Below are 18,899 nucleotides of genomic sequence, written 5' to 3' on the forward strand. Positions count from 1 at the left end.
GGGAACTGAAAATGGTAAACGAAAAACGTCTGCTTGAAGAATTTCTTGAACTCGTTCAAATTGATTCAGAGACAAAACATGAAGCGGAAATCAGCAAGGTGCTCAAACAAAAATTCACTGATTTAGGATTGAGCGTAAAAGAAGATAGTACAAAAGAAGTGACGGGGCATGGAGCCGGCAACTTAATCTGTACGTTAAAGGGCACAAAAGATGCGGATACGATTTATTTCACATCGCACATGGACACGGTTGTCCCGGGCAAAGGCGTTAAGCCGATTGTGGAAGACGGCTATGTAAAATCCGACGGCACGACGATTCTCGGCGCTGATGATAAGACGGGTCTTGCCGCAATGTTTGAAGCCATTAAAGTGCTGAAAGAACAAAACATCGAGCACGGCACCATTGAATTCATTATCACGGCCGGAGAAGAATCGGGATTAGTCGGGGCAAAAGCAATGGATCGTTCAGACATTACCGCGAAATACGGTTTTGCGCTTGATTCAGACGGAAAAGTCGGCAACATTATTGTAGCCGCGCCGACACAAGCGAAAGTGAGAGCAACCATTTTCGGGAAAACGGCTCATGCGGGGGTAGAACCGGAAAAAGGCATCTCCGCGATTACAATCGCGTCAAAAGCGATCTCTAAAATGCCGCTCGGCCGTATTGATAAAGAAACAACGGCTAATATCGGACGTTTCGAAGGCGGCACGCAAACCAATATCGTCTGCGACCAGGTTGATATTCTGGCTGAAGCGCGTTCATTAGTGCCTGAAAAAATGGAAGCGCAAGTGCAGAAAATGAAAGAAGCTTTCGAATCTGCTGCAGCTGAGATGGGAGGCCGCGCGGAAGTGGACATCGCGGTCATGTATCCGGGTTTCAAATATCAGGACGGCGATCAGGTTGTGGAAGTCGCGAAAAAAGCGGCGGCAAAAATCGGCCGGCCGAGCGAACTTCAGACAAGCGGCGGCGGAAGTGACGCAAACGTCATTGCCGGCCACGGCATTCCGACAGTCAACCTGTCAGTAGGCTATGAACAAATCCATACGAAAAATGAAAAAATGCCGATTGAAGAGCTCGTCAAAACGGCGGAAATGGTCGTTGCCATTATCGAAACAGCGGCCAACTAAAAACGAAGCACCCAATTTGGGTGCTTTTTTCATTCTTCATGATAATTGGCTTAAAGCCTTGCAGATACAAGAAAAAAACCCTGCCGGATAGGTTTCGGGCAGGGTTTCAGTATTATGATTTGGCGGGCTCCGCCTGAGCCGCAGCTTGTTTCTTTTTATGATGCGTCTGCTGTAAAAGTACATTCTGCACTGTCAAAAACAGTCCGCTTGTAAACCAGTAAAGCGGCAGCGCAGCCGGTACGTTAAGTGAAAAAATGGTCATCATGACAGGGAAAATAAAGACCATGATTTTTGCTGACTGCATCGCGGCCGGATTTTGAGCAGCCGGTGAATATTTCTCGTTTAATTTTTGGGAAATATAAGCCTGTAAGAAATACATGGCCCCCGCGCACAGTGATACAAGAATATCAGAATGCCCTAAGCTGAACCACAGAAATGAGTGTGAAGCGATTTCCGGCGTTGAGCGGATGGCGTAATAAAAACCGATCAAAATCGGGAATTGCACCAGCATCGGAAGACATCCCATTGCCATCGGATTCAGATTGTGCTCACGGTAAAGCTTCATCATTTCCATTTGCAGTTCTTTTTGTTTTTCCGCATCTTTCGTTTGTTTTATTTTAGCCTGAATGCTGTCGACCTGCGGTTTGATCACAGCCATTTTTTCCTGAAACACCCGCTGTTTCTTAAATTGGTTCACAAACAAAGGCAATACAACGATCCGGACGATAATCGTCACCAGAATAATCGACAGTCCGTACTCACCGTGGAACAGGCCCGCCACACCTTTTAAAAGTGCCGAAAACGGCTCGATCAGGTAATCGTGGAAAAAACCGATATTCCCGAGGCCTCCCGTCTGAGTCTGAGATGTCGCCGCAAAAGCCGAGCGGCCTGTGCACAGTACGATAAAAAACAATCCGAATGCGATCCATTTTTGATATGTTTTAGACAATTATGTCTCCTCCTTTTTATCTTCACTTGCCGTTATAAAAGGAGGAAGCTGACATCTTCATCATCATTCGCCGGTGAATTCATGCGGATGACTTTACGTATCCAAGTTGTAATGCGATGATATATAATAATAAGAAAGTCTGTTCGGTTCAGCTGAACGACTGCTTGATGTTCATCTATTCGTTTCGTTCTCCAATGCTCGCCTGCGCGGCGCTCACGCAAAAGAAAAGCGATGCCGATCGCGGTCAGAGCGGGAAGAATAATTGTGAAAAAATCGACTAAAAATAAAAAGTCATTCATTGACTCAAGAATCATTTTATCACATCCATTCAGCTCTTATTTTACTACATATATATAAGGTTGTCTATGAAAGGAAAGGAGGCGCCGGGAGTGGCCGGAAAAGGGAGAATTATATTTCATATCGATATGAACAGTTTTTATGCCTCCGTAGAAATGGCGTATGATCCGTCTTTAAGAGGAAAACCTATCGCCGTTGCCGGAAACGTGAAGGAACGGAAAGGAATCATCGTCACCTGCAGCTACGAAGCGAGAGCGCGGGGCGTAAAGACCACCATGCCGGTGTGGCGGGCAAAACGCCTCTGTCCGGAACTCATCGTCGTGCCTCCGAATTTTGACCGCTACCGGAGTTCATCAAAAGAAATGTTCAGCATTCTGAGGGAGTATACGGATTTAGTCGAGCCTGTTTCTATTGATGAAGGATACATGGATATTACGGACACACCGCACAGACACAGGGCGTATGAGACAGCCGAAGACATTCAGGCGAGACTGCAAAAAGAGCTTTTGCTTCCGTCAAGCATCGGCATCGCCCCGAATAAATTTCTCGCCAAAATGGCGTCTGACATGAAAAAACCGCTCGGCATCACCATTTTAAGAAAAAGAGAGCTGCCGGACCTCTTATGGCCTCTACCGATTGAAGAGATGCACGGTATAGGAACGAAAACTGCGGAAAAAATAAAAACGCTCGGCATCAAAACGATCGGTGATTTGGCAAAAGGAGATGAACATGCGCTGAAAACGCTTCTCGGCATAAACGGCCCGAGGCTGAAGGATAAAGCGAACGGCATCCATCCTGCAGAAGTCAATCCCGAGCGGATTTATGAATTTAAAAGCGTCGGCAACTCATCCACCCTGTCGCATGATTCGGCTGACTGGGATGAATTAACGGGCGTGTTTGACCGGCTCGCGCTGTCTGTGAGCGAACGGCTCCAGCGTAAGGAGGTCATGGCCTGCCGGCTGTTCATCATGATTCGGTATGCGGATTGGAAAACAGTCACAAGAAGCATGACCCTCAGCAATCCAGCTGATCAGAAAAAAGACATCATGGAAGCGGCGATGGAACTGTTTGACAAGCACTGGAACCAAAACCCGGTAAGGCTTCTCGGCATCACCGGAACGGAACTGGTTGAAAAACAGCAGGCGTATAAACAGCTTGATCTGTTTTCATTCAAGGAGGACGCAAAGGATGAGCCGATTTTTCAGATGATGAACGAGCTGAATGAAAAGTACGGCCAAAACCTGATCAGAAAAGGCGCCGTTATAAAAAAAGAAGAAAGCAAAACAAGGGGAACGAGCTTTAACAGAGACTTTTTCCAGGATGAAAAGAAAAGGTGAATAACTTGAAAAAAGGGGTTATGTATGATAATTTCTTTAGTATAAATATCATTTTATTTTAATTTAAATTTTAAAATGGTTAAACGTTTGAAGAAGGGACGTTAGAATATGTCAAAACAACAAATCGGAGTTATCGGTCTTGCGGTAATGGGTAAAAATCTGGCTCTTAACATCGAAAGCCGGGGATTTTCTGTGTCTGTATACAACAGATCAAGCAGCAAAACGGAAGAGTTTTTAGAAGAGGCAAAAGGCAAAAATGTTGTCGGTACATACAGCATTGAGGAGTTTGTCCAGTCTCTTGAAACACCCCGTAAAATTTTATTAATGGTTAAAGCGGGAACTGCAACGGATGCGACGATTCAATCTCTTCTTCCTCATCTGGAAAAAGACGATATTTTGATTGACGGCGGAAATACATACTATAAAGATACGCAGCGCCGGAACAAAGAGCTTGCCGAAAGCGGCATTCACTTTATCGGAACGGGTGTATCAGGCGGTGAAGAGGGAGCGCTGAAAGGGCCTTCTATTATGCCGGGCGGCCAAAAGGAAGCGCACGAACTCGTGAAACCGATTCTAGAAGCCATTTCTGCTAAAGTGGATGGAGAAGCTTGTACGACATACATCGGCCCGGACGGAGCGGGGCACTATGTAAAAATGGTGCACAATGGTATCGAATACGGTGACATGCAGCTGATCTCTGAGTCATATTTCATTTTGAAACAGGTGCTCGGATTGTCTGCCGAAGAGCTTCACGAAGTATTCGCTGAGTGGAACAAAGGAGAGCTTGACAGCTATCTGATTGAAATCACGGCTGACATTTTCACTAAAAAAGATGAAGAAACGGGCAAACCGCTTGTTGACGTCATCCTTGATAAAGCAGGCCAAAAAGGAACGGGTAAATGGACAAGCCAAAGCGCTCTTGACTTAGGCGTGCCGCTTCCGATTATCACTGAATCTGTTTTTGCGCGTTTCATTTCCGCAATGAAAGAAGAGCGTGTGAAAGCAAGCAGCCTTCTGTCCGGGCCAGACGTTAAGCCGGTCACTGAAAATAAAGAAGAGCTGATTGAAGCGGTCAGAAAAGCGCTCTTCATGAGTAAAATCTGTTCTTACGCACAAGGCTTCGCCCAAATGAAAGCCGCGTCTGAAGAATATAACTGGGATCTGAAATACGGTGAAATCGCGATGATCTTCCGCGGCGGCTGTATCATCCGCGCGGCGTTCCTGCAAAAGATCAAAGACGCGTATGACCGTGAACCGGAGCTTGACAACCTGCTGTTAGACAGCTACTTCAAAAACATTGCAGAAAGCTACCAAGGCGCCCTTCGCCAAGTGATTTCACTTGCCGTAGCCCAAGGCGTGCCGGTACCTTCGTTCTCAAGCGCACTTGCGTATTACGACAGCTACCGTACGGCAGTGCTTCCTGCAAACTTGATTCAAGCGCAGCGTGATTACTTCGGCGCGCATACGTATGAACGCACAGATAAAGAAGGCATTTTCCATACTGAATGGATGAAGTAATGAAGAAGCCCCCGCATTGATTGCGGGGGCTTTTCTGATATTAAAAACCGCAGGCCGTCATGAACGGCGCCGCGGTTTTTAATGTTTTCTTATATATTCCACCAGTGGAGAGCGTCTTTTTCAAGAAGATCGTCCGAAGCTTTCGGTCCCATTGACCCGGCTTCATAATTCGGAGAAAGGGTTTTGTCGGCTGCCCACGTTTCGGAAATCGCATCGACGAAATTCCATGAAAGCGCTACTTCGTCCCAATGGGCAAAGTTTGTCGCATCACCGAGCAGACAGTCATGGATTAATTTTTCATAGGCTTCCGGTGTGTTCATTTCATCACTGCAGTTGCTGCAGTAATCCAGCTTAATCGGCTGAGCATGAGCGGCTCCGCCTAATTTTTTAGCGTTCAGATATAAAGTGATGCCTTCATCCGGCTGAATATGGATGACAAGCAGGTTCGGATTTACATTCGTTTCATTGCCGTAATAAAGGTTCATCGGAATGTCTTTAAATTGAACGACGATTTTCGTTGATTTTTCTTTCATCCGTTTCCCTGTGCGGATATAAAACGGAACGCCGGCCCAGCGGAAGTTATCGATTAACAGCTTTCCGGACACGAATGTTTCCGTATTGGAATCCGGTGCTACATTTTGCTCATCTGTATAGCTCGGTACAGCGTTTCCGTCAATCGTTCCCGCTTGGTATTGTCCGCGGACGAAGAAGTCACTTACTTCGTTTGGAGCGACAGGGCGGAGGGCTCTCAGCACCTTTACTTTTTCGCTGCGGATTTCTTCCGTGTTCAGTTTAATCGGCGGTTCCATCGCCAAGAGAGCGACCATTTGTAAAATATGGTTTTGAACCATGTCACGGAGTGCGCCTGATTTCTCGTAATATCTCGCGCGATCCTCAACGCCGAGATCCTCACTTGACGTAATCTGGATGTTTGAGATGTAGCGGTTATTCCACAGCGGCTCAAACAGCGCATTCGCAAACCGGATGACTTCGATATTTTGAACCATTTGTTTGCCTAAGTAATGGTCGATCCGGTAAATTTGATCTTCCGTGAAAGCTTCGCGTATTTCTTTGTTAAGCTCTTTCGCACTCGGCAGGTCATGGCCGAACGGTTTTTCAATGACGAGACGGGACCAGCCATTTGTCGCTGTGACACCTTCGTTTTTAAGTGATTTTGCGATAGTGCCGAAAAACTCAGGAGCCATCGCCAAGTAAAACATTCTGTTGTTCGGGATTTCATATGTATGTTCAAGCTGATCAAGCAGGACATTCAGCTCCTGATAGGAACCCGGATTCGTTACATCAAACGGATGGTAATAAAAATGAGATGTGAAGTCGTCTATGTCTTTTTGCCCGGCAGAAGAAACAGACGTTTTAACGGTTTCCCGGAGGTCCTCGTTTGACCAAGGTCTTCTTCCAACACCTACAACTGCAAACTCTTCACCAATTTGACCATTTTTATATAAACGGTGAATGGATGGGTAAAGTTTTCGTTTTGCCAAATCCCCTGTGGCACCAAATATTACAATTACTGCTTTTGGTTTGTCGTTTGTTTTCACTTAGAGTACCTCACTTTATCTGAAGCATGGTTTAAAACCCCGCATATTTCCTTCATTTTAAATCTAAAATTCGTTGAAAGCAAACATTTCAGCCTGTTTTTTGCGGTTTGCGGAAAAAAATTAATCAGGCCGGAGAAGGCCCGGGTGAATTCACATTTTCAGCCTGATCCTGTATCCTTAGTAGTACAAAGATCTAGGAGGAAGCATTGTGGAATTATTATTTTTAGGGACGGGGGCCGGCATGCCGGCAAAGACGAGAAACGTAACGTCCGTCGCGCTGAAGCTTCTTGAAGAAAGGCGTTCCGTATGGCTGTTTGATTGCGGAGAAGCCACTCAGCATCAGATATTACATACAACAATCAAACCGAGGAAAATTGAGAAGATTTTCATCACCCACCTTCACGGCGACCATGTTTACGGTCTTCCGGGTCTGTTGGGGAGCCGTTCATTTCAGGGCGGTGAAGAAGAGCTGACGATTTACGGGCCAAAAGGCATTAAAGCCTTTATTGAAACAAGCCTGAACGTGACGGCGACTCATCTGACGTATCCTCTTACCGTACATGAAATCGAAGAGGGGACGGTTTTTGAAGATGAGCAATTCATTGTTACCGCAGTATCCGTCATTCACGGCGTGGAAGCGTTCGGCTACCGGGTTCAGGAAAAGGATATTCCCGGCGCATTGCAGGCCGGCAGATTAAAAGAAAGGAATATCCCGCCCGGACCCGTCTATCAGAAAATCAAAAAAGGCGAAACGGTCACACTTGATGATGGCAGAATCATTAACGGTCGGGATTTTTTGGAACCCCCGAAAAAAGGGAGAGTCGTCGCTTTTTCCGGGGATACGAGGGCATCAGAGCGGGTAACGGAGCTGGCGCGCAATGCGGATGTGCTTGTTCATGAAGCGACGTTTGCCAAGGAAGATGCAAAGCTCGCACATAATTATTATCACGCGACGACAGAACAGGCTGCGCAAACGGCAAAAAAAGCAGGCGCCAAACAGCTGATCTTAACTCATATCAGCGCAAGGTATCAGGGGGAATCGCCGATAGAGCGTCTCGAACATGAGGCGAAAGCGGTATTTGAAAACAGTAAGATCGCATTTGACTTCATGGAGGTCACTGTGGAGCGGTCTTAAAAAATGGACGCTTGACATTTTTTTTGGTGAGATATAATAAAACGTAATAATTACGATTTATATAAGGGGTGAAAATGATGCGTGTAAATGTTACATTGGCCTGTACAGAGACAGGGGACAGAAATTATATTACGACGAAGAACAAACGGACGAATCCTGACCGGTTAGAAATGAAAAAGTATTCCCCCCGGTTGAAAAAGTATACGTTGCATCGTGAGACAAAATAGATCACGATAACAAAAGCCATTGTGCCGTTGCACAATGGCTTTTGTTTTATCAGTTTACCGCCTGATAGGCAGGAGCATTCATTTGCTGGCGCACCGCGCACCAAACATCATAAATGGCAAGGTGGACGATGTGCGGTTCATCGTGGTGAATGGCATGAGAACTGTTTTTGGCCTGAATCCATCCGCTTTGATAAGAGACATCAAGCATGCTTCTGTGCAGTTTCACCCATTGTTCATGAGCGTGCTTTAAGCGCTCATCCCGCTCTCCCGATGATAAAATCAACAGCGGCATATCGCCGAAATGAATCTGCTGATGCTTGATCTGACGAAGGCTCGTCAAAAATTCCGCGTGTGATCCTTCCAATATGAACTGTTTCAAATAGGCGGCTTTCATTTCTTCGGGAAGAAGCGGAAGCACTTTCGTCTCCTGATCCTCAGAAACCGGATCAAGCATCACCATCCCGAGAATATCCCGGCGGTTCCGGCTCGCCCAAAGTCTGCTGATAATCGCGCCGTATGAATGCGAGACGACAAGATAAGGAGGCTTGACGCCGGCCTTCAGAAGAAGAGTGTTTAATTCCTGTACCATGTGGTCCGCCGTTCTCTTGTTTCGGCTTTGTCCGCTTTTGCCGATTCCGGCTCTGTCATATGTGAAAACCCCAAATTCTTCATCTATGTCAGCGAGTAATGATGTCCATGTTTCAGAAGAAGTGCCGTAGCCGGCTTCAAAGACGATCGTCACTTCGCCGGCGCCTTTACGGTGTTTCGTATAAAACGGACACCCGTCAATCAGATATGTCCTTTCCATCCATGCTGCTTTCATTGGAGTCATCCCCTCTAATTGGTTCTATAGGGAAGACGGAGAAGCTTCGGCAATCGTTTCTCAAAAAATAAAAAAAGAGACAGCCGGATCGAAAAACTCCGGCTGTCACTTCATCACCATGCTCTGTCGTATTGAACCGGTGACGGTATTTCAGTATTCAGCTGCTTCGCTGCACTCCTTGCAAAGTGCGGATCGCGCAGAAGTTCTCTCGCGACAAAAATAAGGTCAGCGCGGTTGTTTTGCAGAATTTCTTCCGCCATTGTTCCCGTCGTTATCAAACCGACGGCGCCTGTTGCGATTTCGGCCTGTTCACGGATTTTCTCCGCGAAGCTCACTTGGTAGCCTGGGAAGACGTTAATATCAGCTTGAACGAGTGCGCCTGAGCTGCAATCAATGAGGTCGACTCCCTGTTCTTTCATCCACTTCGCAAAACCGATATGATCCGCAATGTCCAGCCCTTTGTCTGTATAATCCGATGCAGAAATACGGACAAATAACGGGCCGTCCCAGACTTCCTTGACGGCTTCAATGGTCTCGCCTAAGAAGCGGTAGCGATTTTCATGTGAGCCTCCGTATTCGTCTGTACGGTGATTGGACAGAGGGGACAAAAATTCGTGCATTAAGTAGCCGTGTGCCGCATGAAGTTCAATAATGTCAAAGCCGGCTTCTTTCGCGCGCGCCGCTGCCTGTTTGAATTCCTGAATGGTTTCTTTAATTTGTTCTGTCGTCATTTCAGCCGGTGTTTTGGACTGCTCATCGAACGGAATGGCTGACGGAGCGTAAATGTCTCCCTCAAGCTCAGCTTTACGTCCGGCGTGCGCAAGCTGAATGCCGATTTTAGATCCTTGCGCTTTCACTTGTTCCGTCAGTTTGGCAAAACCTTCGATATGATCATCGCTCCAAATGCCTAAATCCTGATCGGAAATGCGCCCCTGCGGATTAACGGCTGTCGCTTCAACGATAATCAGGCCGACCTGGCCGATTGCACGCGATATATAGTGCGCCATATGAAAAGGCTGCAGTTTTCCGTCCTTCTCATGTGAGGAATACATGCACATCGGTGCCATAACAATACGGTTTTTGATCGTTACATCTTTAACGGTCCATGGTGTGAATAATTTTCTGGCCATTTATTTCGCCTCCCGGAATGTTTTAGACATTGATTATAACAATTCATGATCATTCAGTCATATAAACTGCTCACGACTGAGCGCATTGTTATTATTGTTCTGGAAGGGCATTTTTTTATACACAGCGTGGCCGTATCTTCATAACAGGCATTTACAGCCGATCATATAGCAAATATAGATGAGAAACGCACCGATGACTGCGTGGCCTCCTTTGAACCAGTTTGTCAGGATGAAAATACTGCTGATGAAGATCACTGCGCCGAAGGCACCGAATATTCCGTTTTTTTGAGCGGCTCTGAAATCGTCGGGGCTCATATTTTTCAGCTGCAAGTGAATATTCAGTAACGTCATGATCGGCAGCAATGTGATAACGCCTGATAAAAATAAGTATTTCGATTTGCTTAAATACGAGGCGGTCACCATAACGGTGCCGCCGATAAAAAATTGAATGAGAAAACTCATGCTGAAACGCTCACCTTCTGTTTGTTATCAAGTATAATGATGGAGACATTGCCATTTTATTTTTGATTGATGTATAAGTAAACTAAATATAACTAATGCATTGGATAATAAAGAATGATATCTGGGAGATGAAGCCGGTTGGATTTAAAGAAGCATTTAGCCTTTATTAAAACGGTTGAAAGCGGCAGCCTGACCCAAGCCGCTGCCATATTGAATTACACACAGCCGAACATCAGCCAAATGATCAGTAAATTAGAGGAAGAGTACGGTTTTCCGCTTTTGATCAGACAGCGGCATGGAGTGCGGCCCACCGCAAATGGCTTGAAAGTGTTACATATTATGAAGGAAATTCAAAAAAACTATGAAAAACTGTCTGAAACCGTTGATAATATTAATGGGTTAGAAAGAGGGGAAGTCCGGCTCGGAACTGTTACGAGCGTGGCCGTAAAATGGCTGCCGAAAATTTTGAGGGAATTTAATGAGCTGTATCCTTCCATGAAGGTGCATTTGTTTGAAGGAAATTCTACTGAACTGGAAGAATGGCTGAAAGATGACCGGATTGATGCGGCGATCGGGACATCCCACAGCGAGAAGTGGTATTTTTACCCGTTGGCCGAAGACCCGATTGTAGCGGTGATGAGCCCGCAGCATGAATTGGCGCAATGTGAAACGGTTCCGTTACATGTCATGGAGTCCGTCAAATGTATCGTGCCTTATCCGGAGACACATTTTGATGTGCTGAAAGTGCTGAAGGAAGAAAAGATCACGCCGCGGGTCGCTTATCAAATCAGAGGGGATGAAGCGATTATTGCAATGGTGCGGAACAATCTGGGGATCAGCATCTTGCCGCAGCTTTTGGTGAATGATTGTGATGTGCTCATCAAACGGTTCGACCGGTATGTCTCCAGGCAGCTCGGCATTTTGACAGCTCATGCAAAGGAGACGCAGACACCTTCTGTCCAGAAACTGATTCAATGCATACAAGAATGGGTTGCGGTCCATCAGGCTTCTGTCTGAAGAAGCCTGATGTGCGTTTAAGCCGGTTCAGGATAATAGACCAGCATAAAATATGTCACCGATTCATCCGAGGAATTAAAATAACTGTGCGGCATCGCCCGAAGTCAGTACATGCTTTTCGTCATAAAGCTCAACCGTCAATTCACAGCTCTTGACTAAAATGTATTCTTTCCCTAAATGTGATTTTGCCTCATGGGCGCAGCCCGGCTTCAGGTCAACTATGCCTTGAAAACAAAAAGTCTGACCGTGACGGTGGTGAGCGGGGTTATTTTGGTGTCGGGCTTTCGTCTGTTTATATAAAAAGGGCATCAACGGCACATGCTGTTGATGCTTTTTTTGAAATGCTAGGATTTGGAGAGCACTTCAATTCCGACGTTGACCATTTTGTCCAGTCCCATAAAAGACAGGCAGATTTTGGCGCGTCTTTTTCTTTTATCGATCTTTTTAATAATGCCTTCCATTCCTTTAAGAGGCCCTGAGGCAACGGTTACTTTTGAATTTTCAATATAGACTTTTGAATAATCTACAGTGTCTCCTTCTCCGATCAGCCTGATAATAGGGAGGATTTCTTCATCCTTAATTGTCGTGAAATAGGTTTTACGCTCTTTGGAATAATATGCGCCGTTATTCACGATTCTGCATGAAATGGGGAGTTCTTTGATTTTATGAAATGTCCGCTCTGTCATCTTCGTTTTAAACAGAACATATCCCGGAAACATCTTTTTGAGTGCCTCGTATTTGATTCCGGCTTTTCGTTCTGTGACTTTTTTCTTGGGTATGATTGAGTAGAGAGCCTGCTCATCAAACTGCAGACGCAGAAATTTTTGCACTGCTTCTTCTTTTCCGGACTCTACAAAAAGTGCGTACCATTTCATGACTGGATCCTCCTTAGAATAATAAGAAATTATTATACAAAGAAAGTATTTAATGGATAGTATTTAAAGTGATTAAAAATTTTTCTAATTCGTCTTTTTTTTACATAATATATGAAAATGAAAAATAAGTATAGACCCAATTGACAGAGAAGCGATGAAATTTTCTTTGACATGAAAAGGGTTCAGGGAATTATCTGACATTTATCCCGAAACAATTATGCCGACTGTCCACCGAATATAAAACTGTGGAATAAATGTCAGAAAATAACGAAATAAAGCCTTGACATTATTATCTATAAATTGATATTATTCTCTTTAAATAGCAACTATTTGTTAAATTTATTAAATTGATGTAAAGCACCTATTAAATTTCAATCGCTGTTTCGGCACGTTGAAGAGGAAATAGGGATTATAAAAATGATTGCAGTGTATATATCTACATATACATGATAAGGGAGAAGTGTGCCGTCATGGCTGTTTTCGGGCATATTGGCACTGCAGCTTGTCATGCGAAACATTCAGTAAACAAGCAAGATGTCTTTATATAAATTATGTTAGAAAAGGAAAACACAATGCGTTTGCGATTTTTAAACCTGTGCTGAATCGCAAACGCGTTTGTGTTTTTATTTTTATGCCGGTGTTTACACCAGTCAATATATGAATATAAGAGACGTTTTTGTATGGAGAAACACATGTGATGTACAAAATTGGCGATGCGGAAAGGATGAGGATAAGATGCTTACGTTTGTGTTCCCGGGGCAGGGTTCTCAATTTAAAGGAATGGGAGCCGGACTGTTTGATGAATTTCAAGATCTGACACGTCAGGCTGATGACATATTAGGCTACTCTATAGAAGAATTGTGTCTGGAGGATCCGAATCACCAGCTGGGGAAAACGCAATTTACCCAGCCGGCGTTATATACGGTGAGTGCACTCAGTTATTTAAAGAAAATGAAAGAGTCCGGCAGAGAGCCTGATTACGCCGCAGGGCACAGTTTAGGAGAATATAATGCGTTATTTGCGGCCGGCTGCTTTGATTTTGAGACCGGTTTGCAGCTTGTAAAAAAAAGAGGGGAGCTCATGAGCAAGGCAGCTCCCGGAGGCATGGCGGCGGTTTTGGGGTTTACCGCTGAACAAGTAAAAGAGGTTCTATCCGATTATCATCTGACCGGCATTGATATCGCTAACCACAATTCACCTTCGCAAATTGTGATCGCCGGAACGAAACAAGACATTGAAAAAGCGGGCCCCGTCTTTGAAAAAGCCGGCGTGAGAATGTACCTTCCTTTAAATGTGAGCGGCGCCTTCCATTCCCGCTATATGAAAGATGCTGAAAAAGAGTTCGCGGATTATTTAGAAGAAACGGCGTTTTTGCCTCTTCGTTTTCCGGTGATCTCAAATCTTCATGCCGCACCTTATAAGAATGATGAAATCAAAACAAATCTGACTTTGCAAATGACCAATCAGGTAAAGTGGACGGACACGATACGCCGTCTGATGGGACTTGAAAATAATGAAATTGCAGAAGTCGGGCCCGGGGAAGTGCTGACAAAACTGACGCGTCAGATTAAAAAAGATGCCGTCCCATTACCTATGCCGAAAGAAGAGTCTGATACTGCTGATGTTAAAGCATCGGCAGCTGATCTGCAAAAAACGGCGGGAATGAGATTAGGGAACGAAGATTTTAAAAAAGATTATAACATCCAATATGCTTACATGACGGGCTCCATGTACAGGGGAATTGCTTCGGAACAGATGGTCATTAAAGCGGCAAAAGCGGGAATGCTGGGCTTTTTCGGAACGGGCGGATTGAGTATCGAACGGATCGGACAGGCCATCGGAACCATCCGGTCTGCACTGCGGCAAGGGGAAACATTCGGAATGAATCTTCTTCATCATATGATGTCACCTGACAAGGAAGTCAGAATGATAGATTTATATTTGAAAAACGGCATTCATCTAATTGAAGCATCGGCATTTATGGGCATAACCCCCGCTCTCGTTATATACAGGGCAAAGGGATTAAGCAGGAATCATGACGGATCGGTGTCAGTTCAAAACAGAATCATCGCGAAAGTATCCCGGCCTGAAGTCGCTGAGGCCTTTCTGAATCCGGCTCCGGCTCATGTGCTGGAAAGACTTGTGTCTGACAATCGGCTGACAGCCGGGGAAGCGGCGCTTGCAAAAGAAATTCCGATGGCTGATGACATTTGCGTTGAAGCGGATTCAGGAGGGCATACCGACCAAGGGATTCCGTATACATTAATGCCTGCCATGATCAGACTCAGAGACCGCATGATGGAGAAGCACGGTTATGCGAAAAAAGTAAGAATCGGCGCAGCGGGCGGCATCGGCACTCCGGAAGCGGCTGCTGCGGCGTTTCTGCTCGGCGCCGAATTTATCGGAACCGGTTCTATTAATCAATGCACGGTCGAAGCCGGGACAAGTGATTCAGTGAAAGATCTGCTTCAGGAAGCGAACGTGCAGGATACGTCATACGCTCCCGCGGGGGATATGTTTGAAGCGGGAGCAAGGGTGCAGGTGCTGAAAAAAGGACTGTTTTTCCCGGCAAGAGCCAATAAACTCTTTGACTTGTACAGACAATACAATTCTTTAGATGAAATAGATGAAAAAACGAAAACATTAATTGAAGAAAAGTATTTCCAGCGCGGTTTTGAAGAAGTGTATGAGCAGCTGAAACGTGATAAATCTCCTGAACAGATCGCCAAAGCCGAACAGAATCCGAAACACAAAATGGCGATGGTATTTAAATGGTATTTTTCTCATACGACAAGGCTCGCTCTGGAAGGGAAAAGCGAAAGTAAAATAGATTACCAAATCCATTGCGGCCCTGCGCTCGGCGCGTTTAATCAGTGGGTGAAAGGAACCCCGCTTGAAAATTGGAGAAACAGGCATGTCGATCTGATCGGCAAACAGCTCATGGAAGAAACAGCCGGCCTTCTTGCGCAAAGGCTGGTATCGATTACAGGCTGAGTATGACCAGCCATTACATTTTTTCTGCGGAGGACAGACCATGCTGATTGAAAATCATGAATTAACGATGAGCCATGTCGGGTTAGGGAATTTGAATGAGTACGCGCTGCTGCTGTTATTCGGCAACGCACACAGTCACCATTTAACGGACGGAACGGGATTCCGGCCTGATCAGATGGCCGATCACCAAGGGCTGATTTTGTATCCGGCTTATTTTATGACACATCTTAAAGTTCCTTCAGATCAGCCTCTTGATCAGTACCGATTATGGGACGAGGTTTCCGTCGGAGTCGATATCTCCCGGTTTGGAGAAACCATATTAGAATCTGATTATTTGTTCGGGCCGAAAGGAGCGGTCAGCTCTGATAAAAGCGAGTGGGACCGGGGACGGTTTCCTTCTATGAAAGCCAATAGTTTAATTGTCGTCGACGTCACACAAACAGAAGGTTCGACCCGCAAAGTCTCAGCGCCTAAGGCTGAGTGCATTACGGAACTTTCTAAGCTAGCCAAGCCGCCTTACGCGCTGATGCGGTCAAAGAAAATCAGAACGGACGCCTTCGGTATGAAGCCGGGCAACCTCAAAACAGCAGACCCCGTTTCATATCGGGTTCCTGTTGATCAGGATGCTGCGCCGGGGCATGCCATGGTGTTTGCGAAATTCAGCAAGATAATGGATGCGGCGGAATTTGAATGGATGACGCGCCGGTCGAAGCCGGGTTTTCCGGTTTCAATCGCGCGGCATTTATTTTTGCTCGAAAGAGAGACGTATTATTACGGAAATTGTTTTGCAGATGAAGAGCTTGATATTTATATGACGGGACACATTGAAGAATGCGATCCCGACTTTCACGGTGAGTCCCTCGGTATGATCTCAGTGGCGAAAATCAGCTATCAGATTGAAGTCTATATGAAAAGAAATCATACATTGCTGGCCATTTCCAAGGTGGATAAGCTGCTGGCGGTGCCGACCTCTTCACAAGATCATATTCCGGATTATAAACGGGTCATCAGAAGTTTATAAAATGAAGAATGGAGCTGAAAGCAAATGGAACAAACCAAGGAAATGAAGCAGATCATCGCTCAAATCATTCAGGACATTCAAGAACAGCAGTCATATCGGGCCGTCGAAGCGGGAGATGATGTGAGAGTCATAGAGGATCTGGGCTTCTCATCACTGGATATCGCTCAATTAGTCGCACAGATGGAGATGGAAACCGGAGTAGATCCTTTTTCCCAAGGAGAAACGATTTCCAGCATTACAACCGTCGGCAGCATTTGTGATATTTATCAAAAATATATGGACAGTGCTCAATCATGAAAACAGAAAGCAGGGGAGATATCAGCTGGGTGACTGATAAGCTTAGGGAAACGCAAGACAGTGAGTTTCTCATCTTTAAAGGGCAGACTTTTACGTATGATGATTTGCTGACACGAATCAGCTTTTTTCAGAAAGAACTTAAACAAAACGGAATACGTGAAGGAGAATGTGTGGCGCTTATCGGGGATTATTCCCCGAACGCCATTTTTTTGCTGATGGCGCTTTTGTTAAACCGAAATATCGTTGTCCCTCTCAGCAATGAATCAAGGGAAAAGCATCTCGATATGTTTGAAGACGCGAAAGTGAATCAAATCATTGAAATAAATGAAAATGACAGCTGGACGCTTCGTGAAGGTTCTGAAAGCGCCTCTCACCCTCTGCTTGATGACCTGCGTGAGAGAGGGGAATCAGGCATTATTATTTTCACATCGGGAACCTCCGGCAAAAGCAAAGCATCCGTGTTAAGCGCCGGCCGGCTGCTTGAAAAATATAAAACGGCGAAGAGAAAACCGCTGCGTACGCTCATTTTTCTGAAATTAGATCATATCGGCGGCATTAATACGCTGTTTGCGATTCTGTTTAACGGGGGAACGATCGTGACATCAGACAGCAGAACGCCGGAGTCCGTTTATCAGGCGGTCGACAAACATGCTGTCCAAGTGCTCCCCGCCACCCCGACCTTTTTAAACATGCTGCTGATGTCCAAGGCGGATGCCGGCTATAACCTCTCTTCACTCCGGCTGATCACTTACGGCACAGAGCCGATGCCGCAATCAACGCTGCGCGGCATCCACCGGATGTTTCCGGATGTACGGCTGAAACAAACATACGGATTAACTGAACTGGGGATTTTCTCAACGAAATCAAAAGACAGCCAATCCACTTGGATGAAAGTGGGCGGCGCCGGAACTGAGACCAAAATTACCGGAGGCACGCTTTGGATCCGTTCTGAGTCGGCGATGCTCGGCTATTTAAACGCACCGTCACCTTTCGATGAAGACGGCTGGTATGACACCGGTGACCAGGTGGAAACAGACGGCGAATATATAAGAATTCTCGGAAGAAAGAGTGAAATCATTAATGTGGGCGGAGAGAAAGTGTTTCCGGCAGAGGTGGAAAGCGTCTTTCTGGAGATACCGAATGTCCGGGATGTTCTCATAACAGGCAGAAAAAATCCGATTACAGGCGAGATTGTTGCGGCAGAGGCCGTGCTTGAAAAAGAGGAAGATATCAAATCTTTCAGAAAGCGGGCCGTAGCTCATTGCAAACAGAAGCTGCAGCCATATCAGATACCGCAGATCATCTCTGTTACAGATCGAAAACTGTCTAATGATCGATTTAAAAAAATAAGAAACGTGTAAAACAGGAGGCAAATATGAATAACGGAAAAGTAGCGGTCGTCAGCGGAGGAAGCCGGGGGCTGGGAAAAGCGATTGTACAGACGCTTTTGGATGAGGATTACAAAGTAGCCGCTTTCAGCCGCAGTGAATCTGATTTTATTAACACATTGAGAGAGAGTGAAAAGTACCGCGGCCGCTTTTATTGGGAAGCGGCGGATGCGGCGGATGATGCCGCCATGAAACAGTTTGTTCTTCAAGTATACCGCAAGTTTTCCAGAATAGACGGCTTGGTCAATAACGCCGGTTTGAACCTTGATCAGCTGCTGCCCCTGACCAATGATGAAGACATTGACCGCATCCTCAATCTGAATATCGGTTCAGTCATCAAGCTGACCCGAAACGTTTCCCGTGTCATGCTGAAACAAAATTCCGGATCAATCGTTAACATAAGCTCCATTATCGGCTCAAGAGGATTTAAAGGCACTTCAGTCTACAGCGCATCCAAAGCGGCTCTTGACGGCTTGACGCGAAGCCTGGCCAGGGAGCTCGGGTCTAAAGGAATCCGTGTCAATTCACTTGCGCCCGGTTTTGTGGACACCGATATGACGAAAAATATGCCGGAAAAACAAAAATCGCAGATTATCAGAAGGACGCCGATGGGACGTTTAGGCGAAACAGACGATATGACCGGACTCGTTCGTTTCCTGCTTTCTCCTGAATCGTCCTTTATGACCGGACAGACAATGGCCATAGACGGCGGATTAACTTGTTAAAGCACAGAAAAATTCTTT

18 protein-coding genes are annotated in these 18,899 nt (G+C 45.7%); 11 read left to right on the forward strand and 7 right to left on the reverse strand.

All coding sequences use genetic code 11. The features are described 5' to 3' along the window. The first annotated feature begins 11 nt into the window (after positions 1–11). Positions 12–1,127 (forward strand): M20/M25/M40 family metallo-hydrolase, encoded by a 1,116-nt coding sequence (locus tag OQ477_RS03110; protein ID WP_265971341.1) that lies wholly within the window; start codon positions 12–14, stop codon positions 1,125–1,127. Between the two features lie 112 nt (positions 1,128–1,239). Here OQ477_RS03110 and OQ477_RS03115 read toward each other — a convergent pair whose 3' ends face one another. Further along, positions 1,240–2,076, reverse strand: a complete 837-nt coding sequence (locus OQ477_RS03115; protein ID WP_038459107.1) for a membrane protein insertase YidC — start codon at positions 2,074–2,076, stop codon at positions 1,240–1,242. 32 nt (positions 2,077–2,108) lie between these two features. Beyond that, complete coding sequence (locus OQ477_RS03120; protein WP_003153239.1) at positions 2,109–2,390, reverse strand: hypothetical protein; 282 nt, start codon at positions 2,388–2,390, stop codon at positions 2,109–2,111. 75 nt (positions 2,391–2,465) lie between these two features. On the opposite strand from OQ477_RS03120, the gene OQ477_RS03125 reads away from it, so the two are divergent. Both OQ477_RS03125 and gndA read left to right on the forward strand, forming a co-directional pair. After that, complete coding sequence (locus tag OQ477_RS03125) at positions 2,466–3,710, forward strand: DNA polymerase IV (protein ID WP_265971344.1); 1,245 nt, start codon at positions 2,466–2,468, stop codon at positions 3,708–3,710. A gap of 108 nt (positions 3,711–3,818) precedes the next feature. Further along, positions 3,819–5,228, forward strand: a complete 1,410-nt coding sequence (gene gndA / locus OQ477_RS03130) for an NADP-dependent phosphogluconate dehydrogenase (protein ID WP_007408395.1) — start codon at positions 3,819–3,821, stop codon at positions 5,226–5,228. A gap of 89 nt (positions 5,229–5,317) precedes the next feature. Here gndA and zwf read toward each other — a convergent pair whose 3' ends face one another. Beyond that, positions 5,318–6,787: a glucose-6-phosphate dehydrogenase gene (gene zwf, locus OQ477_RS03135; protein ID WP_265971345.1), complete on the reverse strand. Its 1,470-nt coding sequence runs from the start codon at positions 6,785–6,787 to the stop codon at positions 5,318–5,320. 208 nt (positions 6,788–6,995) lie between these two features. On the opposite strand from zwf, the gene rnz reads away from it, so the two are divergent. Next, positions 6,996–7,922 carry a ribonuclease Z gene (gene rnz, locus OQ477_RS03140; protein ID WP_265971346.1) on the forward strand — a complete coding sequence of 309 codons (927 nt, stop codon included), beginning with the start codon at positions 6,996–6,998 and terminating at the stop codon, positions 7,920–7,922. Positions 7,923–7,999: 77 nt separating this feature from the next. Beyond that, positions 8,000–8,149 carry a 50S ribosomal protein L33 gene (rpmG, locus tag OQ477_RS03145; protein ID WP_003153246.1) on the forward strand — a complete coding sequence of 50 codons (150 nt, stop codon included), beginning with the start codon at positions 8,000–8,002 and terminating at the stop codon, positions 8,147–8,149. Between the two features lie 49 nt (positions 8,150–8,198). Here the strand turns inward: rpmG and OQ477_RS03150 are convergent, their stop codons facing one another. The 3 genes from OQ477_RS03150 to OQ477_RS03160 form a co-directional block, all read right to left on the reverse strand. Continuing rightward, positions 8,199–8,972, reverse strand: coding sequence for an alpha/beta fold hydrolase (locus OQ477_RS03150; RefSeq protein ID WP_038459097.1), 774 nt, complete (start codon positions 8,970–8,972; stop codon positions 8,199–8,201). A 113-nt stretch (positions 8,973–9,085) separates the two neighbouring features. Beyond that, entirely contained in the window at positions 9,086–10,102 is a 1,017-nt protein-coding gene (gene namA / locus OQ477_RS03155) for an NADPH dehydrogenase NamA (RefSeq protein ID WP_003153250.1), read from the reverse strand. A 138-nt stretch (positions 10,103–10,240) separates the two neighbouring features. After that, positions 10,241–10,564 carry a GlpM family protein gene (locus tag OQ477_RS03160; RefSeq protein ID WP_265971347.1) on the reverse strand — a complete coding sequence of 108 codons (324 nt, stop codon included), beginning with the start codon at positions 10,562–10,564 and terminating at the stop codon, positions 10,241–10,243. 138 nt (positions 10,565–10,702) lie between these two features. Here OQ477_RS03160 and OQ477_RS03165 point away from each other — a divergent pair, with 138 nt between their 5' ends. After that, on the forward strand, positions 10,703–11,581 hold the full coding sequence (locus OQ477_RS03165) for a LysR family transcriptional regulator (RefSeq protein ID WP_265971348.1): 879 nt from the start codon (positions 10,703–10,705) through the stop codon (positions 11,579–11,581). Between the two features lie 344 nt (positions 11,582–11,925). On the opposite strand, the gene loaP is transcribed toward OQ477_RS03165, so the two are convergent. Further along, positions 11,926–12,456 (reverse strand): antiterminator LoaP, encoded by a 531-nt coding sequence (gene loaP, locus OQ477_RS03170; RefSeq protein WP_265971350.1) that lies wholly within the window; start codon positions 12,454–12,456, stop codon positions 11,926–11,928. Between the two features lie 735 nt (positions 12,457–13,191). Between loaP and fabD the strand changes: the two genes are divergently transcribed. The 5 genes from fabD to OQ477_RS03195 are packed head-to-tail and all read left to right on the forward strand — an operon-like array spanning position 13,192 to position 18,881. Continuing rightward, positions 13,192–15,450: an ACP S-malonyltransferase gene (gene fabD, locus OQ477_RS03175; RefSeq protein ID WP_265971352.1), complete on the forward strand. Its 2,259-nt coding sequence runs from the start codon at positions 13,192–13,194 to the stop codon at positions 15,448–15,450. A gap of 40 nt (positions 15,451–15,490) precedes the next feature. After that, a complete protein-coding gene (locus OQ477_RS03180) occupies positions 15,491–16,471 on the forward strand; it encodes an LnmK family bifunctional acyltransferase/decarboxylase (protein WP_265971354.1) in 981 nt (326 codons plus the stop codon). A 24-nt stretch (positions 16,472–16,495) separates the two neighbouring features. Further along, on the forward strand, positions 16,496–16,768 hold the full coding sequence (locus OQ477_RS03185) for an acyl carrier protein (protein ID WP_003153264.1): 273 nt from the start codon (positions 16,496–16,498) through the stop codon (positions 16,766–16,768). Next, positions 16,765–18,129: a long-chain fatty acid--CoA ligase gene (locus OQ477_RS03190; RefSeq protein WP_323054494.1), complete on the forward strand. Its 1,365-nt coding sequence runs from the start codon at positions 16,765–16,767 to the stop codon at positions 18,127–18,129. Before OQ477_RS03185 ends, OQ477_RS03190 begins: the two co-directional genes overlap by 4 nt. A 14-nt stretch (positions 18,130–18,143) precedes the next feature. Further along, complete coding sequence (locus OQ477_RS03195) at positions 18,144–18,881, forward strand: SDR family oxidoreductase (RefSeq protein WP_007408405.1); 738 nt, start codon at positions 18,144–18,146, stop codon at positions 18,879–18,881. Positions 18,882–18,899: the final 18 nt, after the last annotated feature.

The sequence above is a fragment of the Bacillus sp. ChL18 genome (assembly GCF_026241425.1).
GTDB classification, from domain to species: Bacteria; Bacillota; Bacilli; order Bacillales; family Bacillaceae; genus Bacillus; species Bacillus velezensis.

Excerpts from the sequence above, each read along its gene's own strand:
- OQ477_RS03110 (WP_265971341.1), top strand. The coding sequence starts at position 12 with ATGGTAAACGAAAAACGTCTGCTTGAAGAATTTCTTGAACTCGTTCAA.
- OQ477_RS03120 (WP_003153239.1), bottom strand. The coding sequence starts at position 2,390 with ATGATTCTTGAGTCAATGAATGACTTTTTATTTTTAGTCGATTTTTTC.
- gndA (WP_007408395.1), top strand. The coding sequence starts at position 3,819 with ATGTCAAAACAACAAATCGGAGTTATCGGTCTTGCGGTAATGGGTAAA.
- rpmG (WP_003153246.1), top strand. The coding sequence starts at position 8,000 with ATGCGTGTAAATGTTACATTGGCCTGTACAGAGACAGGGGACAGAAAT.
- OQ477_RS03150 (WP_038459097.1), bottom strand. The coding sequence starts at position 8,972 with ATGAAAGCAGCATGGATGGAAAGGACATATCTGATTGACGGGTGTCCG.
- namA (WP_003153250.1), bottom strand. The coding sequence starts at position 10,102 with ATGGCCAGAAAATTATTCACACCATGGACCGTTAAAGATGTAACGATC.
- OQ477_RS03160 (WP_265971347.1), bottom strand. The coding sequence starts at position 10,564 with ATGAGTTTTCTCATTCAATTTTTTATCGGCGGCACCGTTATGGTGACC.
- loaP (WP_265971350.1), bottom strand. The coding sequence starts at position 12,456 with ATGAAATGGTACGCACTTTTTGTAGAGTCCGGAAAAGAAGAAGCAGTG.
- fabD (WP_265971352.1), top strand. The coding sequence starts at position 13,192 with ATGCTTACGTTTGTGTTCCCGGGGCAGGGTTCTCAATTTAAAGGAATG.
- OQ477_RS03180 (WP_265971354.1), top strand. The coding sequence starts at position 15,491 with ATGCTGATTGAAAATCATGAATTAACGATGAGCCATGTCGGGTTAGGG.
- OQ477_RS03185 (WP_003153264.1), top strand. The coding sequence starts at position 16,496 with ATGGAACAAACCAAGGAAATGAAGCAGATCATCGCTCAAATCATTCAG.
- OQ477_RS03190 (WP_323054494.1), top strand. The coding sequence starts at position 16,765 with ATGAAAACAGAAAGCAGGGGAGATATCAGCTGGGTGACTGATAAGCTT.
- OQ477_RS03195 (WP_007408405.1), top strand. The coding sequence starts at position 18,144 with ATGAATAACGGAAAAGTAGCGGTCGTCAGCGGAGGAAGCCGGGGGCTG.